The sequence below is a fragment of the Lysinibacillus sphaericus genome (assembly GCF_002982115.1).
In the GTDB taxonomy this organism is placed as follows: Bacteria; Bacillota; Bacilli; order Bacillales_A; family Planococcaceae; genus Lysinibacillus; species Lysinibacillus sphaericus.
In genome coordinates, this window is record NZ_CP019980.1 from 4,143,763 (window position 1) to 4,168,170 (window position 24,408).

Consider the following 24,408-nt stretch of genomic DNA (forward strand, 5'->3'; position numbering starts at 1 on the left):
CCCTAATGAGGAACTGATGTAATTCCTACAAATAGACCATGTTGATTTATACCATCAACTTTTCCAATAAAACAATCTGAATGACCTACATACTTATTTTTCCCTTCAAAACAAACAAGTGAGGACTCTGTAAAATTTTTTAGATTAAAGAGCATATCATAATTTCGACCAATAATAATTTCTCTCCCGTTAAAAGCTGAGAAAATACTACATTGACCGGCCAATTCAAATACCCCTATACTTAAAAGAAAAGAACTTACTTCTTCATAAGAAGTATGACAGCCTTCTGCAAATCCTTTTATTTCTTTCACAACATTAGGATCAAATTCTATAAGAATATGTTTGCATGACTCTCCAAATTTTAATTTTTCTTCGGATACTTTCGGAAACCGAAATCCATTTTTATAAAGAATTTCTGCATAATGCTTTCCTGCCTCATAAGCATCTCCCTTTAATCTCGGATGATACATTTAATTCCCTCCAATGTATTAGTATATAAAAAGAATAAACCCTCCAGTTGGTGGAGAGTTTACCCTGTTTTTATATAAAACTATAAGTTAACTTTATTTCTTAATTACTGGTATACAAATTTTGGTAACAAACTCTGATGGATGTCTGTTTAAATCTGGTTTTATATCTCTACTATTAAAATTGACAGGTACAAGACCTTCTTCATAAATTTCTATCTCTTTCGCTATCTGAGTTAGATTTTGTTCGAAGATCCAACTATTCAATTTTTTATAGCCTTTATCCAACTCCGAATAGGGGCCTTTAACAGTAATACATGCGTATATCCCGCTGGATAAAGTCCTAAAGCCCGCTATTTTGTTCATATGTTCTACTGGAAGAAGCAGCTCTATATCAGCCTCTTTTTGACTAAATTCTCTTTCATGAAAGATAGCCATTAATTTCCCTGTAATCACGAGATTAAAAGCGTAAACTCGATTAAATAAATTTTTAACCAACTCATCAATAAATTGGACCTTTATCTTCTCACGTATCGTGTACACTAGGGTCTCCTCTCGGTTTTCAATAAAGCAATCGGATAAAAAAGGCCCTGGGATTATAGAAATTTCTTTCTCTATTTGCATGTTTAATCGTTTCAATTCTTCTATTTGTTCGGAGATTTGTTCTTTTTTTTCCTCAAGTTCATCAATCTTATATGCTAATATACTTTTTAGTTGTACTTGTTCTGTGCTGTTAATAAATTCCTTGACTGTAGATAAAGAAAATTGACAACTCTTTAGAAGCATAATTTTTTTCATGATTTGAATTTTGTCATAGTCATAATACCGATAGTTTGTTACAGGATCTATGTAAGAAGGTTTTAGTAATCCAATGTCACTATAATAACGTATTGTTTTAACTGGAATATCACATATTTTTGAAAATTCACCTATAGAATACACTGCATTCTCCCTTTACAATTAAAAAATTTTTATTTTAAATCACTAAATATTTAGTTTGTGATAAATCGAAGTCTTCGTCAGAGAGGGAATAAGCATAGAAGAAATCTATTCCCTCTTCTTTATAACCCCTTTTACACCTTTAACTTCATCTTGCTACTATCATTACCGCATGCATCGGGATGAAACTTCTTGAATACCATGCGATAAATCCATGAAGAATCTTCTTTTCATCATTGTTGTATTTCCTGTTTAAAGTAATTTGGTAATTACTATCATCATTTTTAAAATGTTCTTCGAAATGGCTCCAACTTATCATTGTTAGCTACGTCTTGTATATTCTTCACTAGCCTTTTTAGTGGCAATAACTTTCTTTATGTTTAAGTACTCCTCATTGCGTAGCGTACCAAATACATCGAAATTCGACTGTAAGTACAGCTCTCATATCGTTTTTCAAACTCATTAACATTTCTATGAGTAATTTGAATAGCCATGTGTTCTTAGTGTACCTTGTGTTCTTCTGTTTGTTCATATTCTGCCCTGATTACCTCCTCAATGGGATTTAATTTGTCGGAAATCACAGCATGTTATGATACATGTATTCCATTAACAACTCCAGATGTAGCATTTTGCCTGCTTCCTACTCCTGTATTAAAATTAAGAAACGACCACAACAATAGTTGAAGCCGCTCTCTGTTTTTGCTATAGTCAATTTGCGTTATTTTCACTAGTCACTGTTCCAGCAGTGGCTTTTTTTATTGTGTGAGAGTGTCACTTACAAGACACATTGAATAGCTCGTTTGAAACACATTCAAGCGTGTTAACAGTTTCCTACATTGTAGCATATAGTGTATAAAAGCCCATATCAATCAAACATATGGTACATTTCTGTTCTCAATAACATGCACCGATTAGGCTTAGGTTGAAATGTAATTAATTACCTGTTTAAGGGAACTGATGAAGAAAAATAGCAGTACAGAAAAAGCATCTACCTAATAGAAAGAATAAGCGACAACACCTCTGCTATAAATAGGATTAAAAGCGCCTTAAATTACGGGAACGCTCTTTTCCTATTTAGGTACTACATTATAGACTCTCCCTCTTTCCGCTTTTTACTCTCACGTTTTAACGTACTCATAGAAATGCCTGTAAACTCGGCAACTTGTTTAAATGAGTGGTCATCCAGCATTTGCATTGCATGGTCTAACTGTTTCTTAGTGTATTTATTTGGTCTTCCTTCTCGAAACCCCTCTTGTTGCTTGGCAATTACCTTCCCTTCCTGTGTACGTTCAATAATTAGATTACGTTCCATTTCAGCCACAGCAAGTAGTGTCTGTAAAAAGAAACAACCCATCGTCGTATTTTCAAGTAAACCCACATTCAACACATGAACCTTCACACCTTTTTCAAACAGTCCCTCGATGATTTCAATACCTTCTTTAGTGTTACGAGCTAATCTGTCTAATTTGGTTACAACAAGCTTATCTCCTTCTTCTAATTTAGATAGCAACTCATTTAATTGCGGTCGGTCTGTTTTTGTTCCAGTGAACTTCTCTTTGTAAATAACCGTTGCCCCTTCACTTTCCAATGATTGAAGCTGAACCTCTAATTCCTGTGATACAGTTGATACCCTCGCATAGCCATAAATCATAGAAAAACTCCCTCATTTCTACACCACACTTATGAACCTAAGTTGCGACACCATTTTATACCTTGATATTACTGTATCAACATAACGGTGTCAATACTATTAAGTTTAGATACCATATAAATAAAAAATATCCCTTATGAACTGTTGTGGGATTTTTTAAAATAGATACAGCAAACTAGAGGTTTGATTTTTATCATCTTCTTTAGATTAAATATTGCCTAACACAGCTATATTCACTTAATAGAGGTTGCCGGAGAACCAATTGTTAAACAATCCCCTTGGCTATATAACGTTCATTCATCAGATATTATTTCCATATGATTCTAAGTAGATTCAAATTCTCAGAAACTCACGAATAAAAAACAATAGACAAAGTCGATTGTTTTTCGACTTTGTCTATTGTCTGAAACTACGGATGAATACCATCCATAGTTTTTAATTGCATATGTTATACTTACACTCAGTCACAGTTCCACCATATTCGTATAGTCCCCCGCTTTGTCCTAGATAACTAAGAACACCTCTATACATTTTACTGTTATAAAAAGTTGTTCTGACAATAGGATTACCTTGATATGTATCATATCTCAATTCTACATACATTGAATGAAGACCATCTAATGCATAGGTATCTACTAACTGATTAGTAATTACAGTAAATTTTTCCGTATCGATAGAATTTAAATCAACTTCATCATTATTATTTAATTCTTGGGCTGAGGTAATAAGAGAACTTGATAAAAATACCGACAGAACTAGTAAAAAACCGGTTATTAATCTAGAAAATTTCATAATAGTTAAATCCTCCATTCGTTTGAATAATTTAACAATAATACATTTCACCACGGAAGTCAAATGGATATTAATTAAGACATATCCTTCTGCTGCCATTCATAATGCTTTCTTTTTTCATAATGTTTCACTGACGTCGCATAAATTTTGATTGTATTTTCTGTTTTCATCTTCTTCCGTTTTTGAAGAAAATGAAAGACACTTAATATAGAAATAGTAAACATTCATTTTTTTACTATAACCTTTGACTGGGGCAACTGCCAGTTCAAATTCCTTATGGTACTGTATTTCCTTCGATTTTCCGAAGCCAAATACGTGCTGGTTTCCATAGTACTGCTTTTAAGTACCTACTAATTTGTAAGTACGTCAGTGAACTGTTTGTGCGAATCTGTGCTAGCACGTTTAAGCAGTAAACAATCATGGCAATGTACACCTGATTATGCACAGCTTGCTCGCTTTGCCCGTAAATCTTTTTAATGTTCAGATGCTGTTTCATCCACTAAAAAAACAGTTCGATTGCCCAGCGTGACTTATACAGTTCAGCGACTTCATCTGCATTTAAATCAAAACGATTCGTAATCAGACGTAGCTCTTTACCATTTGGATCCAATACTTCGATACGGCGAAATACATTCTCAGCACGATTTTGCTTGTTGCCAATCAGAATCAATTCATCCGATAACACCGATGACTGTTCAGGTACTTCAAATGATTCAACCACACGCGTTACGGCATTTTTCCGTAAGCGTGAGACAAAGAAAAATCCGTCATCTGTCATGCGGTCAAAACGCTCATAATCTAAGTATCCTCGGTCAAACACGTACATGCACTCCCTGTCATCCACGAGAATTTCAAGCTGACCACGATCATGTTCTTTCGCATCTCATCACCGCTTTATCAGGGTACGAACAACCTTTTTCTAGGTAAACAAGGCGCAAATGTAACTTCACACCTGATTTTGTTTTACGGAATTCAGCCCATCTATGATTGTTTAAGTTCAATGGCAGTGTGCTGGAATCAATGATTTTCAGTGGTGTTGTGGTTTTTCGGCGCTGCTCAAAATGCATTTTCTCATGAATTTGCCCGACTAAGTCTAGAAAAATTCGTTGGAAAAACTCAGTCGGGACTTGGTTTAATCGCCGACCTAACTGCGAAAAGCTGATGGATTTTAAATATGTTTCTTTTTGTAAGTCGTCTGATAACAGCGTGTCACTCAGGGCACGTAGACTTTCGGTTTCATTTAGCTGCGCAAACAGTAATAACCTCAAGAATGAAGCGATGTGAAGCTTCTTTGTATAGTAATTTAATTGATGAATTTCGACTAATTTCTCTATTTGTGTAGAAGAAATAGGTGAGAACCATTGTTCAAATGATGTTTTTCGTGTAAACTTATCCATGCTTATGTCCTTTATTTTGGATTTGGATGGTTTACTATCACCCAACCATTATAAAGGCTTTTTTTACGCATGGATAACATTACGGAAAATTCAGTTTTTTAAAATACATTAAATTATTTTAATGCGACGCTAGTGACGTTAAATAAATTAAATAAAACTCTATTTAATTAAATTAATAAACTGATGTTGACTATAATTTTCTTAAATTTTATTGTCTTCAATCGTTGCATTATCAACTTTTTACACTTTATTCCATAATTTGAATCACTTGCTACTACTGACTTTGTTTCATCCTGCATTCTACATAACATAATACATATTCTGTTAAGGTCATAAAACCCCTATAAAGTTATATGCATCAAGGGTTTCCATTACTTCCCTAAGATTAACTTTACATGTCCGAAATATGTTAAGTTCAAGGATAAAGTTTAACTTACTATTTTAATTTTAGTATAGCCTCATCCAATTTTGATACAGCTTCATCATATCGTTTTTGCTTCTCCTGAATATCGTCAATAACTAATTTTAAATTTGTATCTGCGAAAACTGTAATTTCTCTATTATGCTTATGTTGTCAATCATTCATACTCGTAATAATTCGTAGTGCTAACTGTTTTTCTAAACTTAAATCTCCAGCTAGATATTATTCTCCATATTCATGGGTCTCTAAACTTATTTAGATTAAACAATGTATTTGGTTGCAAGTATTTATTCATTTTTAGATCATGTATCCATTGTTTTACTTTATTATCTATCACTCTCTTAAAATCTTTGATTATGTACCCTTCTGTTATGCGTTCATTAATTAATCGTTTCGTAGTTGCAGTTGTTGCCTTAAAATTTTTTGATGCTTTATGATTTAGATACTCGATAATTTCCTGTACCGTGTCGATGAACTCTTTATTTTTTTTCGTATTAGTAATATGTTTATTTAGTATTTGGTTATTATCAGAGTATTTAGTAGTTTGCTGCTTTGTACATCTTCATTCTCTACATGTTCATAACCGCCAAGTAGAGAATTTTCTTGAGGTACTTCGTGTACAATAGTTTCCCATCCCACAATTCGTTGCCCTTGCCTTACTGGCATTGGGGCTTCAATGGCGAAATATCGACTTTGCCAATCAAACGATTACCATTGAGAGAACCAGAGGGAATAACGGTGTAGGATCCATTAAAACCAAAAATAGTGAGCGTACTATAAAAGTAGATGATGTGGTGTTACAAAACCTTCAAAGCTATCGAACAGCTGTTAAAGCGTTGCTATTTTCACATGGTCGTAAGCTGCATAGCGATATAGCAAAAGATGATTCATTTATTTTTCTATCACCTCACACTGCAGAGCCTTTTGTTTCCACAGGGTTAAATGCAATATTTAATCGCTTTGTAGAAGCGGCTGGACTACCAGCAACAACGATACATGGTTTAAGGCACACACATGCCACCATACTTATGAATAACAGTATTCCTGTCAAGGCGATTGCCGAACGATTAGGAAATACTCCAGAGATGATCCACACCGTTTATGGTCACGTTCTCCAAGAGATGGAGGCACAAACAGTATCCGTATTTAGTGAAAGTTTAAAGGCGATTGGGGCTAAAAGTGGGGCTAGCTCATAGCTAAACCCCACTCAAACCGCTTTCTAACAACCTATACAAAGCCTGTATTATTTTACCCAGCCTAAAATCATTTCTCTTAATAATTTACTTGCTGTATTGGCTGTCATTTCTGATGTGTCATAGATTGGTGCTACTTCAACTAAATCAAAGCCTACTACATTGACGCCACTTGCAGCAATTGCATGAATAGAAGCTAATAATTCTTTCGACGTAATGCCTCCACAATCTACAGTACCAGTACCAGGTGCATGTGCTGGATCTAGTACATCGATATCAATTGTTACGTAGACATTGCGGCCTGCTAATGTTGGTAACACTTCTTTTAACGGCTCTAGTACTTCAAATTTTGAAATATGCATACCGTTTTCTTTCGCCCATTCAAATTCTTCCTTCATACCTGAACGAATGCCAAATGAATAGACATTTTTAGGCCCAATATGCTCGGCAATTTTACGAATCGGTGTTGAATGGGAAAGTGGCTCCCCTTCATATTCCACACGTAAATCTGTATGTGCATCGAAATGAATAATGGCTAAGTCATCGTACTTTGCAGCAACTGCCTTCATTACAGGCCAAGACACTAAATGCTCGCCGCCCATGCCGACAGGAATTTTACCATCTTCTAATAATTTCACAATGAATTTCTCAATTTCATCTAAAGAACGTTGAGCATTGCCGAATGGTAATGGAATATCCCCTGCATCAAAATACTTTACCTCTTCTAATTCGCGATCTAAATATGGGCTATACTCTTCTAGGCCAATCGACACTTCACGAATACGTTGTGGACCAAAACGTGACCCTGGACGGTAACTTACTGTCCAGTCCATCGGCATGCCATAAATAACTGCCTGTGCATCCTCATATGTAGGATGACTTTTTATAAAAACATTTCCTGAATAAGCTTCATCAAATCTCATATCTAGCCTCCATTAATCTCTGAACTTCCTATGAAATTCAGTTGTTATAGTTATTACGACGAAGGACTTACAGGTTTGTAATGAAACCTCACTCAGCAAATCCTCGTATACATTATTGGAACGTCTAGCAAAATTCATTTAAAATCTACAAAATGCAATGCTGTTGTCGAAAGCTAGCGTTTCATATCAGTACAAAAAAAGTATAGATGTTTTTGAATAAAGTGCAATAGTTTTTGCTTACAATTCCGATTAAAGAATAATATTCAGACACATACTAAACGCAAGTTGTTAGAAATCGAGGTGAAGTCGGATGAAAAGAAAAAGCTATCAACGTAAGCAAAAGCGTATAAAGCGTACACGCAAAACGCTTACACTTTTTGTCGCCTTTGCATCTGCAATAGTAGTAGCATTTATTGCCCTACGCGTCTATGTTCAAGTGGCTGGTGCACCGCCATTAACTGTACCGAAAGCCTCTATTTTCTTAGATGAAAACGAGAACCAAATAGGAGACCATTTTACAAATGAACGTCGCTATTGGGTAAGTCTTGATGAGATGTCACCCTATTTAGTAAAGGCAGCCGTCGCTGTAGAGGATAAAGATTTCTACAAACATAGCGGTTTTGACTTTTCTCGTATTGCCGGTGCGTTATTAGTTGATATTAAAGCTGGTAGTAAGGTGCAAGGTGCAAGTACAATCACCCAACAATATGCTCGAAACTTATATTTATCCCATGAAAAGTCATGGACTCGAAAAGCAAACGAGGCATTGTATGCTTATAGATTAGAAGTTTTTTATAACAAAGACGAAATATTAGAAGGTTATTTAAACACAGTTTACTACGGACATGGTATGTATGGCGTAGAAGCTGCAAGTCGCTACTATTATGGAAAATCAGCAAAAGATTTGACGTTAGCGGAGGCATCCATGCTGGCAGGTGTACCGAAAGGACCAAGTATTTACTCACCCATTGCCAATCTTGAAAAGGCAACAAATCGCCAGCACGTCATTTTAAAACTGATGGCAGATCAAGGCGCAATAACACAAGAAGAGAAAACGCGTGCACAAGAAGAGCAACTTGTTTTGAAGAACGATATGTGGGTTGCCTCTAAATCCGTAGCACCTTATTTCTTGGATGTAGCATGGCAAGAAGCTAGTGAAATTTTAAAAGCAAAAAATCTTGATATTAGCGAAGGCGGTTGGACAATTCAAACAACGCTTAACCTAGGTCATCAAAAAGCAGCAGAAGAAGCTGTAGCTAAAAATATGCCTGCTAATGATTTGCAAACAGGGTTTGTCAGTATGCAATCGAAAACAGGAGCTGTTACAGCGCTTGTTGGAGGGAAAGATTATGCCGCAAGCTCATTTAACCGTGTAACACAAGCTAAACGTCAACCAGGGTCAACGATTAAGCCCGTTTTATATGCAGCAGCGTTAGAAAATGGCTATACGCCTTTAACGTATTTAGATGTCGGACAAACTACGTTCACTATTGATAACGGACGCAGCACTTACTCTCCTAAAAACGTCAACGGTGAATTCGCAGACCATGACATGTCAATGGCTCAGGCAATTGCAATTTCCGATAATATCTATGCAGTTAAAACGTTAGAGGATATTGGATTTAAAGCATTTCATAATATAGCAGACCGTTTTGGTGTAAATATAGGCTCAAAAGACAATCTATCACTTGCTCTTGGAACGATGGAAACAACACTGTACGATATGACAAATGCTTATAATATTTTAGCGTCACAAGGACAAAAAACTGTGCCGACAACGATTATCTCCATTAAAAATGCCAATGGAGAAGTTATTTACGATAATAAAAACGTTGAAAAACAAAATGAAACGGTGCTGTCAAAAGAAAATACCTATATACTAACAGAAATGATGACTGGTATTTTCGATCCTGTATTTAGTGACTACTCACCTGCTACAGGGATTAGTATTCGTTCACGTATGACACATACGTATGCCGCAAAATCTGGTTCTACCAATAGTGATCAGTGGCTTATCGGCTTTACACCAAATTTAACAGCGGGTGTTTGGAACGGCTACGACCAAGGTAAAAACCTTACTTCGAAAGAAGATTCGGCTGCAACAAAGCAAATTTGGATCGACTTTATGGAAAGCGTGAATAAAGGAACTAAAAACGAAGACTTCACAAAACCAAATGGCGTTAAAGGAGTAGTAATTGATATTGAAACAGGAAAGCTTGCAACAGATGCCTGCCCTAAACAACGTCTTGTATATTTAGAAACGAAAGATGTACCTAGTGAAAAATGTACAAACTTTGATATTCTGGATAGCAATACGTGGGGAGAATTTTGGAATATGCTACCGTTTTTCAACAATAAACAATAATGCGCAACCTTTAACGGGGCATCATCGTTTTATTTAATGAAAGCTCTCGACAAAGGCTATAGACATAAAGCGAAAAAGAAAAGCTTTCTCTTCCCCGGAGACGTGTCCGTGGGAACAGAAAGCTTTTCTTATTTTTGGTCCTGGAAAGGATGAGAATCATGGGGCATTTGGCTTGGGTTTGGGTTGTTCAAATGCCGCATAGCACTCATCACATTCTGGGACCAAGTGTCCTAGCTTACTAAAATGTAAGCTCTGAATCAAGTGTACTTTTTTTCATATCTACTTTCAACCTTATATCGAAAGCGATTGCAAAATGTCACAGATTGTTCAATCATTGTAGGTCTATTATACAAATAAGTCTTGACGTAATTGCTCCTCACTGCGCATCCATAGCTCTGGATTCAGCTCCTCTAGGAAAGAAGCTAATACTTTTTTAGACGCTTCATCCATATGGTCTACAATAATTTGTCGTTTCATCGACTTATCCATTTTATTAACGTGATCCGCCAAAATTTTATATCCACGGCGTTTTTCACGATTTACTACCATTTCACAAGCTGTTACACCAGCATAGTACGGTCCATCTGCTTTATGGTCAATCGTTACCCAAACCAACCAGTAAGGCTTCCCACCTTCTGAATCAGCACGATCGGTCGTAAATTTAATGCCCCGTTCTACATCGCTACGTGCATGCATCGCCCCAATTTCAACTGAAGCTTTCCCTTCTTCTATATCAATAATGACTGGTGACACGTTTTCAAGTGAAAGCGAACCAATACCAAATCCTTTATGGCCGTCTGTCGGGTCATTTTTTATAATGGTAAAGCCCATTTTTTGTTTTGGTTTCTCTTCATTTGCCATACTTTAATTCCCTCCATTCTGCTATTATAAAGTAAAGCATATTCTTGCGCTTTTGTGCATAAGTAAGAAGTTTATAATTTCTTATAAACTAACTATACAACATAATTCTAAAAGGAGGCACTATTATGCCATATGTAACAGTAAAAATGATTGAAGGCCGTACCGAGGAACAAAAACGCGCACTAGTAAAAGAAGTAACAGAAGCCGTTTCACGTACAGTAAACGCACCTGTTGAAAACGTAACAGTTTTCATTGAAGAAATGTCCAAAAACCATTATGGTGTGGCAGGCGTCCGCTTCAGCGATAAATAACTATAATTCGGGTAGAGCAACAGTCCGCTCTACCCATTTTTTTAGCCAAAGCATTCACGTTGCTATCCTCGATTCTTTCATATAAGGAGGTGACCTTACAATATGAACAAGCTGAAAATATCAGTACTTATTTGTTTATTGATAATCGGTCTACTACTTATTTTTATTAATCCGATTCAAAATGCAGTTATTGCGCACTTAAGTCAACAATTAAATACAACCGATTACAGTGCCAAAGATATCGAAAAGAACAATCAAGCGACAGCAGATTTTGCATTTGAAGATGTTCAATCCCTGTCCATAGCTGAAGTTTTAAAAGCACAGACACAGTTGGATAACTTACCGGTCATCGGTAGTATTGCCGTACCGACTGTAGAGCTGTCTCTTCCTATAATTAAAGGCGTCGGGAATGCCTCCCTTGCTGTTGGCGCAGGTACGATGAAGGCAAACCAAACGTTTGGGCAAGGAAATTACGCCTTAGCAGGTCATTATTTTGAAAATAAAGATATATTATTTAGTCCATTGTATAATGCAAATATTGGTGATGCGATTTACGTAACGGATTTAACAACTATTTATGAATACAAATTAACAACTAAAAAAGTGATTGCAGCAACAGATGTCTATGTCATTGACGATATCCCAAATCAAACTATTTTAACGCTTATTACATGTGCAGATAATGGCACAAAACGCCTGGCTATCCATGCAGATTTTGTGGAGCAATATCCTTTAAACGATGCACCTGCCAAGCTATCAGAAGCTTTTTAGTATAGGAAACCCCCCAAGACTGAATGGTCATGGGGGGTTATTTTATACATTATTTCATTTCTGCCTTACGACGACGTAAGAAGAACAATGCGCCTAAAACAAGCGCTACACCCGTTAGAGTAAGAGCTGTTTGATTGGCTCCATCTGTTTGAGGCAACTTACCTTGTGCCTGTAATTGCGTTTCTAAACGTTTTGCATCTGCTTTGATTTTATCTACATCAAGTGATTTTGCAATTTCTTCCTGCTCTTCTTTTGATAATTGGTTATAGTTATCAATGAAATCTTTATACGCATCTAGCGTATCTTTATTTGCAGTAGAAGTATTAATTGACGGCAAGTTTTTCCCTTGATCAATAACATCTTGTACAGTTGGTTTAGACGTATCTGTTTTTCCAGGAGCCGTTGGATCTTTTGAATCTGTTGAAGGATTCCCTGGATTACTTGGCTCTTCTGTATTTGTTGATGGATTTTCAGGATTCACCGGTTGTTCTGGATCTGGTGTTGGCTTGTTCGGATCCACCGGTTTACCTGGTTCTGGTGTTGGCTTGTTTGGATCCACCGGTTTACCTGGTTCTGGTGTTGGCTTGTTTGGATCCACTGGTTTACCTGGATCTGGTGTTGGCTTGTTCGGATCCACCGGTTTACCTGGTTCTGGTGTTGGCTTGTTTGGATCCACTGGTTTACCTGGTTCTGGTGGTGTTGAACCACCGCCACCGCCTCCACCGTTATCACCTGGTAATGACGGTTTTACAAGTGCCGAACATGTATCTTTTACAACGAAAGAGCCAATTAAACGACTTCCTTCATATACATTGTACGTTCCTTGTTGAATTGCTTTATCTGGTAAAACAATAGTTCCAGCAACAGACGTTGTTAGCTTGTCGTTACCATTCGCATCTTTAATTGTATTTCCTTTCACATCTTTCACAGTGACTATCGCATTTGCAAGAGGTGTACCAAATGCAGTTTGTACAGTCAATGTAAACGAAGGACATGTAGGTGCTGCTACAATTTCCGCATGACAATTAACGGAATATTGAACTGTAATTTGACCAATAAATAGGTCACCTTGATACACGCTATAGTCCCCTGAAGGAATATCTTGAGATGGCATCGTCACTTGACCTAGTGCGTCTGTTGTTTTGTTTGAAGCAATTGTTGCGCCGTTTTTATCTTTAATCATAATGTTACTTACATTCGGGCGAACATTACCGTTTTCATCTTTCACCGTTAATGTAAAGATTGGACAAGACGGTGCTGGTTGCACTGTTGCTGCACAGTCAACATTCGATTGGAAGCTACCATTTTCTTTGCCATTGACTTCAACTTTATAAATACCTGGTTGCAGATTTGTTAATTCCAGCACACCATTCGTTGTTGTTTTTGTCGCAACAATTTTATCATCTGCATCTTTCACTGTTACAGAAGTACCGTCCGCAACTAAGTTGCCATCAACATCCTTAACAGTTAGTTTAAACGTTTCACATTTTGGTGCTTGTGTAATCGCAGTTTCACAATTCCCTTTGTATGAGATATCAACTGTACTTAAAAATTGATTGCCCTCATATAAATAGTATTCTCCTGCTTTAACACCATTTACATCTTGAATTGACGGCACTGTAAACTTACCGTCTTTATCAGTTGTTACAGTTACAATTTCGCTACCCGTTGAATCTTTCAACGTGACAGTTACTCCTGCACGAGGTACATCAACTCCAGCTTTTTTCTCATTTAATGTAATTGTAAATGCTGGACAAGCTGGTATTGGTGCAATTTCATCTTTACAGCCATCTGTATATTTCACAGTTACATTTCCAATTTTTGTATCATTCGCATCATAAACATCGTATTGTCCTGCTAATACAGTGTTCGGCACTTTTACAACACCATTAGTAGTTGCACCCGTGTATTTCACTGTACCGTTTGCATCTTTCAATGTTACATTTTGGTCTGCTATTGCAGAACCATCTAGATCTTTAATTGTTAATTCAAATTCTTTACACGCATTTGCTGGTGGCGCAATATCTTCAACGTTAACAATTGTATAAGGTTTCTTTGTAACCTCGAAGTTGTTGCTATCATTAAACCTTACTTCAACTGTTGAAACTGCTTTATAGCCTGCAGGTGTTGTTTCTTCTAGTTTATAAATACCGTAGCGTAAATTTTCGAATGAAAGTTCACCATCAACTGTCGACCCTTCTGCTAAGACAATGGATTTGTCACGGTTATATAACTTGAATTCTACGCCATCAAGTGTTTTTGTTGCACCTGTATTCGGATTTACACCTTGTTTCTTAATTTTAAACGTTCCCTTTTTAGCTGAAGCGTTTGTATCAGATGTACTGTACTTAAATAACTTGTTATCTCCACCTGTAGCGGATGTACCTGCGGAAGTAGCACCTGCATAGTTAATGGATGCATTATTCGATACATTTTCACCCGCGTTCGGGTCACCCATAAAGTACGTTTTGTATTTAATAATATAGCCCTTACCATCGACATTTCCTAAATCTAATGTAAAGGTACCATCTGGCTGTACTTGAATATCGCTAGGACTAATCGCAGTTGCTGTACCAACGTTTTGTGATTTTCCTGTGGCATTTAACTTAATTTCTTGCTTTGTAAATGTGTTAGTTAATAGCTTTTGGTTAGCTGAAGGCGTATCCGTTAACGTAATATTACCTAGCTTTGAGTTGGATTCGTTAATCGTGACTGTCCATTCAATCGTATCTGATGTTGGTTGAGGACTAGCTGTCTTAGTAATTAACTTGTTCGCTTTATCTGTAATCGTTGCGATTGCATCATACGAATATTTACCATTATCTGGAGTATCTAAAACGGCACTATTCGTATATTTTCGAGCATCCGTACTTCCATTTCCATAAACATCATCTGAATCTTTTGATTTGTACTCTATTAGGTACGCTTCATTATTTTCTCCAGCCGTTAACCCTGTAAATGTAAGTTCATAACTTGTCACATTGCCTTGGGCATCTTGTGTAACAGATTTCACATCCCATTTAGTAGGATCTAATGGCGCATCTTTTGTTCCTCTTTCATCATTCACACCTAATTTTAAAAGATTTACAGTAATAGCATCTTTTAAACTTTGACCATCTGGAACAATAATATGGTGTCCTGTACCTAATGTATCTATTAGTTTTGCACCTTCGATGTTTTGCTTATTAATGTTAATACCAATTTTCCAAGAAAATTCTTGTTTACTATTATCGACAATTGCATTGTCTTTATAACCATTTTTACCTGTAGGCGATGTTGCGGATGGTTTATAGCTAGCATTTTTTTGTGCTTTATTATTTGTACTTGTTTGACCATCCCACGTAGCATCTGCTACATTGTCATAGCTTTGTGCCACGCCACCGTTTGATTCAATATCAAACTTTGTTTTGTATTCAATTGTTACAGTTCCTGAAGGGATCGATGAGAATGTCATTGTAAATGCTTCGTCTCCGATTTCTCCTCCATTATTAATTGTTGGTGCACTACTATTTGTAACATGGAATACTTTACTCGAACCATCCCACGATGTTAACTTATGCTTTAACGTTTTACCGCTCGCGTTTTTCGTTGAAATAGTATCTGCAATGACAAAGTTTGTTAATGGTTTTTCAGCATTAATTGTTAGTTTCCAAGTAATTGTTTTATTGACATAGTCAATTGCGAAACGCTCTTTACTAAAGATATTTGATTCAATATTTACAGTTGCTGATTTTGAACTATCATCATCTAAACGCTTTACAGTATTTGTGATACTCCCTGCATTTGCATCTGTGACAAATTCTTGATCAAACTCTGTATTATACTTAATCAAATAAGCTGCACGCGGATTAGCAGCAACATCTTTAGAAAAATCAATAGTAAATCCTTGCGCAGTATCATCACTTAATGCATAATCTGTATCTTTCGTTAACAGTGTTTCTGACGCTGCTGTTTGACCATCATCATTTAACGTTACACGATACACTTGGAAATTAGCATCATATTGTATATTGTGCTTTGCCCCATTATTGTTTGCTGGAATGGTATCAGTTAATGATTGGGAAGATTTTTTGCTAAGATCTTCTCCTAACCAGTTATACTTAATCTCCCAAGATGCTTCGTATTTATTATTCGATTTAATAGTTTTTAGTAAAGCTGGGCCATACGGGATATTTACTTGTCCTGGACTTGTCTTAGTAACGCCGTTATTTGTGAATTCTGCTGTGTTCTTATACGTCATATTGGAGCTTGTTGGATCTGCTGTAACTTTCGTTTTATACGTTAGTTTGTAGGCAAAACCTCCCGCATCCAAATTGACAGGGAATGCTGTTGAACCAATGTCATAACTTACTGGCGCTCCTGGATTACTTTTGTTAATACCATTTAAGCCGATTGGATATTTCTCAACTACTAAACTACCTGCTATAAATGCATGATTTGCATCTGGCGTATCGTCTACTGTAGCACCTGAAACAATTGGTTTACCTTCTGTGTTGACCCAGACTGTCCAATCAATTTCAGCGCCATCCGCTTCACGTGTAATTGTACCGGAAGATTTAGTGATCGGCTCACCACTACCAGTAGGCTGAAATATGAACGGTAACGTAATATCTGCTTTGCCTAACACAGGCATTACTAATTCTTGATCAAGTTTAGACTCGTCTTGGAAATTACCAAACTTGGCCATAAAATCAAATTCAATCTCTCCATCAACACCGTCTTCGATGTCACTCTCTAATGTTACGAGTATTTTACCAGCAGAATAGCTATACGAATATGTAGCGTATTCCGTAGTTTTCGAACCTGAAAACGAGTTACCTACTTGCTCAATCATATATTGTGGTAAATCAAACGTAAATGTAGAACCTACACCATAGCCCTGCGTAGGCTTCACATCAAATACATAGTTTAAATAAACTGTGTCACCTTTTTTTGGTGCAGCGTCGGCTGGAATTTGTGATGAGTTCTCGATTACCTCGCCTGTTGGACCAGTTAGTCGAATACCTGCAGATACAGCACTTACATCACCTTGCATATCACCAGCAGTTAACGCTAATGGTGCTATGTTCATAGGTGCTATTTCCGGTGTCGTTGCGTCAGTCGCCTCTTCACTTGGCTTTGCTTCACCTTCAGCTCCGTCAACTTTGTCAGATTCATCCGGTGGTGTCACGGTTGAATTATCCGTGCCCCCCGTATTAGCATCTGTCCCATCAACTTCCCCTGTATCACCAGGTGTTGGCACTGTTGCATCCGGATTACCTGTGTCACCAGGTGTCGGTACTGTTGCATCTGGATTGCCTGCGTCACCAGGTGTCGGCACTGTTGCATCTAGATTGCCTGTGTCCGGCGAATTAGACGTAGTTTCACCATTTCCAGCTTCAACTGCTGGAGGTACAGAAGAACCTGTATCTTCTGCAAATACGGAAATCGGTGACAGTACCGTTTGGAACACTAGCAACAATGTAATGATTGCTAAATTTAATTTTTTCATGTTTCTCTCCCTTTTTAAGTTCAGAGAGATCCCTTAAAGTGTTTGCGGACGACATGTAAGTTTTCACACTATGCGAAAACTTTGCTACAAACATTCGGTTTGCCCCTCTTCCCCTCTGATAACGTGTCGTCTCATTGATACATAAGAACCTTTCATCACTCGGTACACATACCGTTTTTGTATCGAAAACTGGTGTGTGGCGCCTCTGCTGTATAGAATGGCCTCACCCCCTTTTGGTTTTCATTCATTATAAGAAATGATTCTAAACAAATTCTAAACATTGCCATTTTTTTCATTAACAATTCCTATATTAATGACATCTTCACTAATCGAATATGTATTTGTGCACAAGAAAAAGCACTAAACCGTAACTATTTTCTAGTTAGTTTAGTGCTTTTGTATTACTAATATAAAATAAGGCGTTTATATATAACCAAATTAGATAGATTTACACTTGATTTTTAATGTATTTGTAATAACTTTATAATTTGCTGTTTCACTGATGCTTGTGTACTAGAATCCTCTAATATATCAAGTGGAAAATATACTTTATGATCTCGTTTCATGCGTCCTGAAATGGAATCAACGATAATAGATTCGCGTGATAATTCACGTAATTCTCCGTTTTTCATTTCTAAAAAGATAGGGACTCGTACTTCTTCCTCACCTGGTCGATAAAAATCGTAAGGGAGATCTGCCGTTGTATCATGGACAAGGTAGTAGTCTGGATTGATGTCTGCTTGTTTAAATAACGCTTGTAACTTTTGATATTTTTCCAGTTCTACTCCTGGATCTAAATCAATGTATTGGAATAGCTTACGATTCACAAAACGGCGACTTAAATCACTTAATATCGCATCATCCTCTTGCATCCATAATTGAAAATATGTAAACAGAATACTTTCATCTAGGGCAAGGTAATCTTCCAACGTAATCGTATTTTGGAAAAATGCCAAAAAATGTGTAGGCTCATGCTTAAACTTATAGCCTGCATTACTTAATTGCTTCGCTCGCTTTAAAATATTATTCAAAATTACTTCTGCACTTCGCGATACAGGATGGAAATAGATTTGTAAGTACATTTGATAGCGACTCATAATATAATCTTCTACAGCATGCATGCCGGTTGCTTTAATTACTACTTGATTTTTACGTGGACGCATTACGCGTAATATACGTTCCATATCAAAATGACCATAGCTTACACCTGTAAAATAGGCGTCACGTTGTAAGTAATCCATACGATCCGCATCAATTTGGCTTGATATTAAGCTAATAACTTGTTTGTTCGGATACGTTTTTTCAATTACTTGTGATACTTTTTCAGGAAAGTCGGGTGCAACTTTTTTTAGCACCGCATGTACTTCCGTATCCCCAAGCAAAATTTGTCTTGTGTAAAATTCATGATCTAACTCAAACACATTTTCAAATGCATGTGAAAATGGACCATGTCCTAAATCATGTAATAGGGCTGCACAAAGCACTAGCAGTCGCTCGTCTTCATCCCAATCAGGGCGACCTACAAAAACATCATCGATAATGCGACGCACAATTTCATAAACACCAAGTGAATGACTAAAGCGACTATGCTCTGCTCCGTGGAATACTAAAAACGTAGTGCCTAGTTGGCGAATTCTACGCAAACGTTGAAATTCTCTTGTTCCTACTAAATCCCAAATAACTTGATCTCGTACATGTACATAACGATGTACAGGATCTTTAAATACTTTTTCTTCTTGTAATTTTGCCTTTGCATAATGTGTCATTTGTACAGCACCTCCATTTCATCTTTCTTCTATTATATGCAAACATTATAGAACTAGCATAGAGATTACACTGTAATTATAGAGACTATCAACCTAATTAAACGTAATTTCCACTTCATACAGGTTATTATCGTCCTAAAACAAACAAAAACTACCTTCAGCCGTGTGAAGATAGTCTTTTATTACTTATTCTTTAATTTAGCTAAAACTTTTTCCATTAGTTCTTCTTCCGTTAATGCAGCAACAGGGCGACTATTTACAAATGTAAATGTTTTTTTACGACCTGGGCCACAATAAGAGTGACAGCCAATTTCGATGGTTGCATCAGGATCGATTTCCTTTAATTTTGGAATTAACGTTTTTAAGTTAACGGCCTGACATTCATCGCAAACTTTAAATTCGTTTGCCATTTTGTCAACAACCCTTTCTATATAGTATTTTTCAATAAAATTATCTAATGTCCGCATAACCTTCACATATTTAAGTATGTAGCATACGCACAAACCTACAATCGGTATTGTATCGTATTATTCCCCTTGTATTCAAGCATAATTCCTTTCACATAGATGAATAAAAGGTTAAAAGATTGGTCATGCTAGACATAAATAAAGAAATTCCAAATAAAGGTGGGAGGATTTTATAATGAGTAAAGTAAGACAAGATGCTTGGTTAGAAGAAAATGATGAATTGCTAGCAGAGGCAGTAATTCGTCACGTAACGGAAGGTAGTACACAATTAAATGCTTTTGAAGAAGCTGGTGATGCGTTAAATCGTACGGCGGCTGCATGTGGTTTCCGTTGGAATGCAGTTGTCCGTAAAGCTTATGAGGAGCAACTAGCTGAGGCGAAAAAAGAAAGAAAAGAGAGAATGCGAGTGTTGGGTGCACCAGCAAGACGTCGTTCCACAAATATGTTTACAATAAATAATAGTGATACAGATAGCAAGTCAATTCCTCTATCTGCCCTATCACTTGATATTGTCATAGCATATTTACTACGTTTACAACATTCTGGTGAAATAGGTAATGAGTCTTCAAAATGGAGACAACTTGTGCACGTAACATCCGAGAAAAATAAAAAGCTAGAGAAAACAATTGCTCAGCTTGAAGAAGAAAACCGTGCAATTCGTAAAGATTATGAGCAGTTTGTCCAAATTATGAACCGCGCTAGACGCCTTGTAACGCTAGATGAAGAGGAAGAACGTATTGCTCCGGTTTTTAAAATGGAGAAAAACGGAAATCTAGTTATTAGTGGTCCAACCTATCAAAAAGAAAATGGCGATGTGCTTAGTTAGCACCATCGCTTTTTTTGCTAGAAAATATGATTACATTTACTTCAACGCAAGCATTTTGGCATTTCGCTCTAATACCCGTTGTAAATAAAATGCATATAATGGTAATTCTTCATCATGAAATGGCTCTAACCGAACTTCTTCAGCCATTGTATGCAGCATTTGCTGTAAACGAATGACTACGTCTTTGACTGTTAAAGAGGCATCCACTAATTCACTTAACGAAGCCATTACATCTGGTAGTATTTGAGGATACGTAAATTTCGTTACCTCTCCTTGTAAACTTTCAGCGTAAAAATCACGAATTAGTGCCGCACGCTCCGCTCCGCTTCCTTCAATACATAAATAAATTTGCACTGCTACACCTTGTCGTAATCTTCTTTGGGAAATACCTGCAAATTTCTTGCCTTCAATACTTAAATCATAGGAACCTGGGCAATAGGAGCCGACAATTTCATAGGCTTCGATTTTATCAGCAGCTTCAGGAAATAGTGCTTTAATCAGCGCAACCATGACATCATAGCCATCATTAATGCCAATGGCTGTTGTTTGTTCAGATAAAACAACTGATATATTTAGTATCCCTTCATCCAGCACAACGGCAAGACCACCTGAATTGCGAACAATGGGATGATAACCTCGCTTCTCAAGCAACTTCATGCCTTGCTGTACATAAGGTAACCGATGATCTTGAATGCCAAGTACAACTGACGCATTATGTACCCACGTACGGATAGTCGGTGGTGATACGAGCTGTCCTACCAATTGACATAATGTATCATCTGTTGCAAATGATTCAAGGGGGCTGCTATTTATTAAGCTGATAGATTGATCATAAAAACGCCAAATGGGCTGTTGTAAATTACTGTTCATGTATTTTAAAGCTCCTCTATTTCCATCATCTTTTCTCTTTAGCATACATTATCCATAGATGGTGTCAAATTCGTGAAAATCAATCATGAATTTAGGGATTTTGTACAAACTATGATAAACTAAATTAAGAATGATTTTCACTTATAAAGGAGTGCTTTGCATAATGAATGAAGCAGCAATTACATTAGACGGTTGGTACGCTTTACATGATTTCCGCTCAATCGACTGGGCTTCTTGGAAACTTGTATCCGCAGAAGAACGTCAAGCAGCAGTTGAAGAATTTATTGCTTATTTAGAAAAGTTAAATGAAGCAGATGTTGCTAAAACAGGTGCTCATGCTTTCTACGCGATTGTTGGTCAAAAGGCCGACTTTATGATTATGACACTACGCGAAACAATGGATGAATTACAAGAGCTGGAAGCGGAATTTAATAAATTAGCTATTGCTGATTTTACTATTCCTACATATTCTTATGTATCTGTTGTTGAGCTTTCAAACTACTTAGCTGGTGAGTCAAACGAAGACCCATACCAAAATCCACATGTCCGTGCACGACTATACCCTGAACTACCTCGTTCTAAGTATGTTTGCTTCTATCCAATGGACAAACGTCGCCAAGGGAATGATAACTGGTACATGCTATCAATGGACGAGCGTAAGTCATTAATGCGTTCTCACGGTATGATTGGTCGTGGCTATGCTGGTAAAGTAAAACAAATTATCACTGGTTCTGTAGGTTTTGACGACCACGAATGGGGCGTTACACTATTTGCAGATGACGTATTACAGTTCAAAAAACTAGTTTATGAAATGCGTTTTGACGAAGTTTCTGCTCGTTACGGTGAGTTCGGTGAATTTTTCGTCGGCAACCTACTTGATAACGAAAAATTGGTTAATTTCCTATCAGTTAAATAAAAAAACGCGAGTCCATACAGAATGGGCTCGCATTTTTTATATTTCATTTTCCTCACTGTATTCAGATTCTACTATTAAAATAATGGTATGAATAAAAAATCCAATAAGAATCATGAAAAATACTAAATACCAATCATATGGCTGATCATAATACTCAGCAATTCCAACAGCCATAAATGCACTTGCGATAATGGCTACAAACATACCGAAAATACGCATTGTACTACTCCTTTTTATAAAAACAATAATCAGTTTCACTTTAGTATGTCACAATGCATTTTCAATATACTTGCAAATCATAAGTTTTTTCACATTTTTTCGCAAAAAGATAATAAAGATTTTATCGCATTATTCAAGTGGGAAGAACAAATACATCTTCTTGTTAATTGTACTGAGGCTGGGACAAAACTAAAAAAATTTAAGGAGCAGAGGAAAGGGATTCATAAATTTTTGGTATATGGAGACTTAGCTATTCTTGCTTTTGCAATAAATAAAAAATTAGAAGTGTTTACTAGTTGTTGGTAGCGGAGGCGGTGACTCCTGCGGGACAGCACAGAACGTAAGACGCGGGCATTCCGCGCGATAGCGAGGGTTGCGGCTTACTGTGCTGAGCGGAAAGCACCACCGAAGCGGACAACAACGGCGCAGCAAAAAAGTGTTAGATTGACTGCCATCAATTTAACACTTTTTCTCTTTTGTACCAGCCTCTTATGAATGGGACATTACGTAAAGCTTTAAGAGCTTTCATCCTTCACTTTTAAAATAATAATAATCGTATTTATGAAAAAACCTACCAAGATTATTACTATAAAAAGATACCAATGGAGGGGTTGACCATAGATATTCCCAAGCAAAAATGCGAGCACTGCACTTACTAAAATTGCAACCCAAACACCTTTCTCCATCTCTCGTCACCTCACATGTATTCATACACATGCAATTTTCTCTTATAATCCCCTAATGTAATGTTTATTTTATCTTTACCCCATTGAATATAGTAACTATCGTAAAACCACCTTTTATTGACGGACTCCCCCGTTATTACTAATATATGCTTCATCATTTTGATTTGTGAATTTCTTTCTTATCAAAATTGAACATGTCTACAATACCTTCATGCATATACTGTTTGCGAGGAGGTTTGAAAATCGCTGTAATAAAGACGAATGATGCACAAACAGCTTTGCTTGCAAGGCTTATGCGTGCGGAAGCTGAAGGCGAAGGTGAATTAGGCATGCTGATGGTCGGCAATGTTGGCGTCAATCGTGTACGAGCAGATTGTCTAGATTTTGGTGATATTCGAACACTGGAACAAATGGTTTATCAACGACCAGGGGGGTTTGAAGCAACAACAAAAAGTTATTTTTATCAACGGGCACGTGAACAAGATCTTCGATTAGCAAAAAGGGTTATTGAAGGTGAAAGATTTCATCCGGCTACCCGCTCTCTGTGGTTTTTCCGACCTGCGGGTGACTGCCCTGCACAATGGTATGGACAGTGGAATACAGGACGTTTCAAATCGCATTGCTTCTTCTCTCCAACGGAAGAAGATTGCCCTCAAATTTAAATGAAAGAAGGTTGATACTTATGATGCCTTACTATTGGACACCGACAACACAGCAACAAATGACGCCTCCTCCAGTGACGCTTCCAAGCGGACGGCCACCTGGACGTGAGGAATCGTATATTGAAAACATCTTACGTTTGAATCGAGGAAAACCTGGTACTTTCCACTTTTCCTTCGAACATGCTGTTGAGCAAGGGAAAAATACCAAGACTGTACGAGGTGTTGTAGAAGCTGCGGGTCGGGATCACGTTATTTTACGAGAAATCAAATCGAATCATCGTTTTTTATTCCCAATGATTTACTTTGATTTTGCTGAATACGATGAGGAAATGTCTTATTTCAATCAAAATCCATAACTGAAATGAGGTTAGAAAAAAAGAAAAAGTGTTAGATTGACGCAATCAATCTAACACT

Annotated in this window: 20 protein-coding genes and 1 pseudogene; 8 read left to right on the forward strand and 13 right to left on the reverse strand. The window is 36.9% G+C overall.

What is annotated here, in order from left to right:
* Positions 1-2: 2 nt before the first annotated feature.
* The 6 genes and pseudogenes from LS41612_RS23580 to LS41612_RS23940 form a co-directional block, all read right to left on the reverse strand.
* Complete coding sequence (locus LS41612_RS23580; RefSeq protein ID WP_233433813.1) at positions 3-470, reverse strand: C45 family peptidase; 468 nt, start codon at positions 468-470, stop codon at positions 3-5.
* Between the two features lie 93 nt (positions 471-563).
* A complete protein-coding gene (locus LS41612_RS20280; RefSeq protein WP_029747249.1) occupies positions 564-1,409 on the reverse strand; it encodes a MerR family transcriptional regulator in 846 nt (281 codons plus the stop codon).
* 1,078 nt (positions 1,410-2,487) lie between these two features.
* Complete coding sequence (locus tag LS41612_RS20285) at positions 2,488-3,057, reverse strand: recombinase family protein (protein ID WP_024362854.1); 570 nt, start codon at positions 3,055-3,057, stop codon at positions 2,488-2,490.
* 435 nt (positions 3,058-3,492) lie between these two features.
* Positions 3,493-3,948, reverse strand: a complete 456-nt coding sequence (locus tag LS41612_RS20290) for a hypothetical protein (protein ID WP_024362853.1) — start codon at positions 3,946-3,948, stop codon at positions 3,493-3,495.
* Between the two features lie 175 nt (positions 3,949-4,123).
* Positions 4,124-5,246 (reverse strand): annotated as a pseudogene (locus LS41612_RS20295) (IS4 family transposase).
* A 656-nt stretch (positions 5,247-5,902) separates the two neighbouring features.
* The gene (locus LS41612_RS23940) at positions 5,903-6,184 is read right to left on the reverse strand and encodes a conserved phage C-terminal domain-containing protein (protein ID WP_080653329.1); all 282 of its coding nucleotides are present in this window, start codon (positions 6,182-6,184) and stop codon (positions 5,903-5,905) included.
* A 148-nt stretch (positions 6,185-6,332) separates the two neighbouring features.
* On the opposite strand from LS41612_RS23940, the gene LS41612_RS20305 reads away from it, so the two are divergent.
* A complete protein-coding gene (locus tag LS41612_RS20305; RefSeq protein ID WP_233433814.1) occupies positions 6,333-6,863 on the forward strand; it encodes a site-specific integrase in 531 nt (176 codons plus the stop codon).
* A gap of 47 nt (positions 6,864-6,910) precedes the next feature.
* Here LS41612_RS20305 and speB read toward each other — a convergent pair whose 3' ends face one another.
* A complete protein-coding gene (speB, locus tag LS41612_RS20310) occupies positions 6,911-7,783 on the reverse strand; it encodes an agmatinase (protein ID WP_024362851.1) in 873 nt (290 codons plus the stop codon).
* A gap of 310 nt (positions 7,784-8,093) precedes the next feature.
* Here speB and LS41612_RS20315 point away from each other — a divergent pair, with 310 nt between their 5' ends.
* On the forward strand, positions 8,094-10,148 hold the full coding sequence (locus LS41612_RS20315) for a transglycosylase domain-containing protein (protein ID WP_024362850.1): 2,055 nt from the start codon (positions 8,094-8,096) through the stop codon (positions 10,146-10,148).
* 345 nt (positions 10,149-10,493) lie between these two features.
* Here the strand turns inward: LS41612_RS20315 and LS41612_RS20320 are convergent, their stop codons facing one another.
* Entirely contained in the window at positions 10,494-11,009 is a 516-nt protein-coding gene (locus LS41612_RS20320; protein WP_024362849.1) for a YwhD family protein, read from the reverse strand.
* A 125-nt stretch (positions 11,010-11,134) separates the two neighbouring features.
* On the opposite strand from LS41612_RS20320, the gene thmT reads away from it, so the two are divergent.
* Positions 11,135-11,320: a 2-hydroxymuconate tautomerase gene (thmT, locus tag LS41612_RS20325; RefSeq protein WP_024362848.1), complete on the forward strand. Its 186-nt coding sequence runs from the start codon at positions 11,135-11,137 to the stop codon at positions 11,318-11,320.
* Positions 11,321-11,422: 102 nt separating this feature from the next.
* Positions 11,423-12,091 (forward strand): class A sortase, encoded by a 669-nt coding sequence (locus LS41612_RS20330; protein WP_024362847.1) that lies wholly within the window; start codon positions 11,423-11,425, stop codon positions 12,089-12,091.
* 49 nt (positions 12,092-12,140) lie between these two features.
* Here LS41612_RS20330 and LS41612_RS20335 read toward each other — a convergent pair whose 3' ends face one another.
* The 3 genes from LS41612_RS20335 to LS41612_RS20345 all read right to left on the reverse strand — a co-directional run bounded on the left by LS41612_RS20335 (position 12,141) and on the right by LS41612_RS20345 (position 19,758).
* The gene (locus LS41612_RS20335; protein WP_024362846.1) at positions 12,141-17,582 is read right to left on the reverse strand and encodes a collagen binding domain-containing protein; all 5,442 of its coding nucleotides are present in this window, start codon (positions 17,580-17,582) and stop codon (positions 12,141-12,143) included.
* Positions 17,583-18,043: 461 nt separating this feature from the next.
* Positions 18,044-19,348 carry an HD domain-containing protein gene (locus LS41612_RS20340; protein ID WP_024362845.1) on the reverse strand — a complete coding sequence of 435 codons (1,305 nt, stop codon included), beginning with the start codon at positions 19,346-19,348 and terminating at the stop codon, positions 18,044-18,046.
* A 182-nt stretch (positions 19,349-19,530) separates the two neighbouring features.
* Positions 19,531-19,758, reverse strand: a complete 228-nt coding sequence (locus LS41612_RS20345; RefSeq protein ID WP_024362844.1) for a YuzB family protein — start codon at positions 19,756-19,758, stop codon at positions 19,531-19,533.
* 232 nt (positions 19,759-19,990) lie between these two features.
* Between LS41612_RS20345 and LS41612_RS20350 the strand changes: the two genes are divergently transcribed.
* Positions 19,991-20,641 (forward strand): RsfA family transcriptional regulator, encoded by a 651-nt coding sequence (locus LS41612_RS20350; protein ID WP_024362843.1) that lies wholly within the window; start codon positions 19,991-19,993, stop codon positions 20,639-20,641.
* A 36-nt stretch (positions 20,642-20,677) separates the two neighbouring features.
* On the opposite strand, the gene lipL is transcribed toward LS41612_RS20350, so the two are convergent.
* A complete protein-coding gene (gene lipL / locus LS41612_RS20355; protein WP_024362842.1) occupies positions 20,678-21,511 on the reverse strand; it encodes an octanoyl-[GcvH]:protein N-octanoyltransferase in 834 nt (277 codons plus the stop codon).
* Between the two features lie 163 nt (positions 21,512-21,674).
* Here lipL and hemQ point away from each other — a divergent pair, with 163 nt between their 5' ends.
* Positions 21,675-22,427 (forward strand): hydrogen peroxide-dependent heme synthase, encoded by a 753-nt coding sequence (gene hemQ, locus LS41612_RS20360; RefSeq protein WP_024362841.1) that lies wholly within the window; start codon positions 21,675-21,677, stop codon positions 22,425-22,427.
* A gap of 36 nt (positions 22,428-22,463) precedes the next feature.
* Here the strand turns inward: hemQ and LS41612_RS20365 are convergent, their stop codons facing one another.
* Complete coding sequence (locus LS41612_RS20365) at positions 22,464-22,646, reverse strand: hypothetical protein (protein ID WP_024362840.1); 183 nt, start codon at positions 22,644-22,646, stop codon at positions 22,464-22,466.
* A gap of 979 nt (positions 22,647-23,625) precedes the next feature.
* Here LS41612_RS20365 and LS41612_RS20375 point away from each other — a divergent pair.
* Positions 23,626-23,994 carry a cell wall hydrolase gene (locus tag LS41612_RS20375; RefSeq protein ID WP_370510652.1) on the forward strand — a complete coding sequence of 123 codons (369 nt, stop codon included), beginning with the start codon at positions 23,626-23,628 and terminating at the stop codon, positions 23,992-23,994.
* A 20-nt stretch (positions 23,995-24,014) separates the two neighbouring features.
* Positions 24,015-24,350, forward strand: coding sequence for a spore coat protein GerQ (gerQ, locus tag LS41612_RS20380; protein ID WP_024362836.1), 336 nt, complete (start codon positions 24,015-24,017; stop codon positions 24,348-24,350).
* The last annotated feature ends 58 nt before the right edge of the window (positions 24,351-24,408 follow it).

Coding starts and splice junctions, on each gene's coding strand:
- LS41612_RS20290 (WP_024362853.1), bottom strand. CDS start 3,948: ATGGCAGCAGAAGGATATGTCTTAATTAATATCCATTTGACTTCCGTG.
- thmT (WP_024362848.1), top strand. CDS start 11,135: ATGCCATATGTAACAGTAAAAATGATTGAAGGCCGTACCGAGGAACAA.
- LS41612_RS23580 (WP_233433813.1), bottom strand. CDS start 470: ATGTATCATCCGAGATTAAAGGGAGATGCTTATGAGGCAGGAAAGCAT.
- speB (WP_024362851.1), bottom strand. CDS start 7,783: ATGAGATTTGATGAAGCTTATTCAGGAAATGTTTTTATAAAAAGTCAT.
- hemQ (WP_024362841.1), top strand. CDS start 21,675: ATGAATGAAGCAGCAATTACATTAGACGGTTGGTACGCTTTACATGAT.
- LS41612_RS20365 (WP_024362840.1), bottom strand. CDS start 22,646: ATGCGTATTTTCGGTATGTTTGTAGCCATTATCGCAAGTGCATTTATG.
- LS41612_RS20375 (WP_370510652.1), top strand. CDS start 23,626: ATGCGTGCGGAAGCTGAAGGCGAAGGTGAATTAGGCATGCTGATGGTC.
- lipL (WP_024362842.1), bottom strand. CDS start 21,511: ATGAACAGTAATTTACAACAGCCCATTTGGCGTTTTTATGATCAATCT.
- LS41612_RS20330 (WP_024362847.1), top strand. CDS start 11,423: ATGAACAAGCTGAAAATATCAGTACTTATTTGTTTATTGATAATCGGT.
- LS41612_RS20340 (WP_024362845.1), bottom strand. CDS start 19,348: ATGACACATTATGCAAAGGCAAAATTACAAGAAGAAAAAGTATTTAAA.
- LS41612_RS20285 (WP_024362854.1), bottom strand. CDS start 3,057: ATGATTTATGGCTATGCGAGGGTATCAACTGTATCACAGGAATTAGAG.
- LS41612_RS20320 (WP_024362849.1), bottom strand. CDS start 11,009: ATGGCAAATGAAGAGAAACCAAAACAAAAAATGGGCTTTACCATTATA.
- LS41612_RS20345 (WP_024362844.1), bottom strand. CDS start 19,758: ATGGCAAACGAATTTAAAGTTTGCGATGAATGTCAGGCCGTTAACTTA.
- gerQ (WP_024362836.1), top strand. CDS start 24,015: ATGATGCCTTACTATTGGACACCGACAACACAGCAACAAATGACGCCT.
- LS41612_RS20350 (WP_024362843.1), top strand. CDS start 19,991: ATGAGTAAAGTAAGACAAGATGCTTGGTTAGAAGAAAATGATGAATTG.
- LS41612_RS20335 (WP_024362846.1), bottom strand. CDS start 17,582: ATGAAAAAATTAAATTTAGCAATCATTACATTGTTGCTAGTGTTCCAA.
- LS41612_RS20315 (WP_024362850.1), top strand. CDS start 8,094: ATGAAAAGAAAAAGCTATCAACGTAAGCAAAAGCGTATAAAGCGTACA.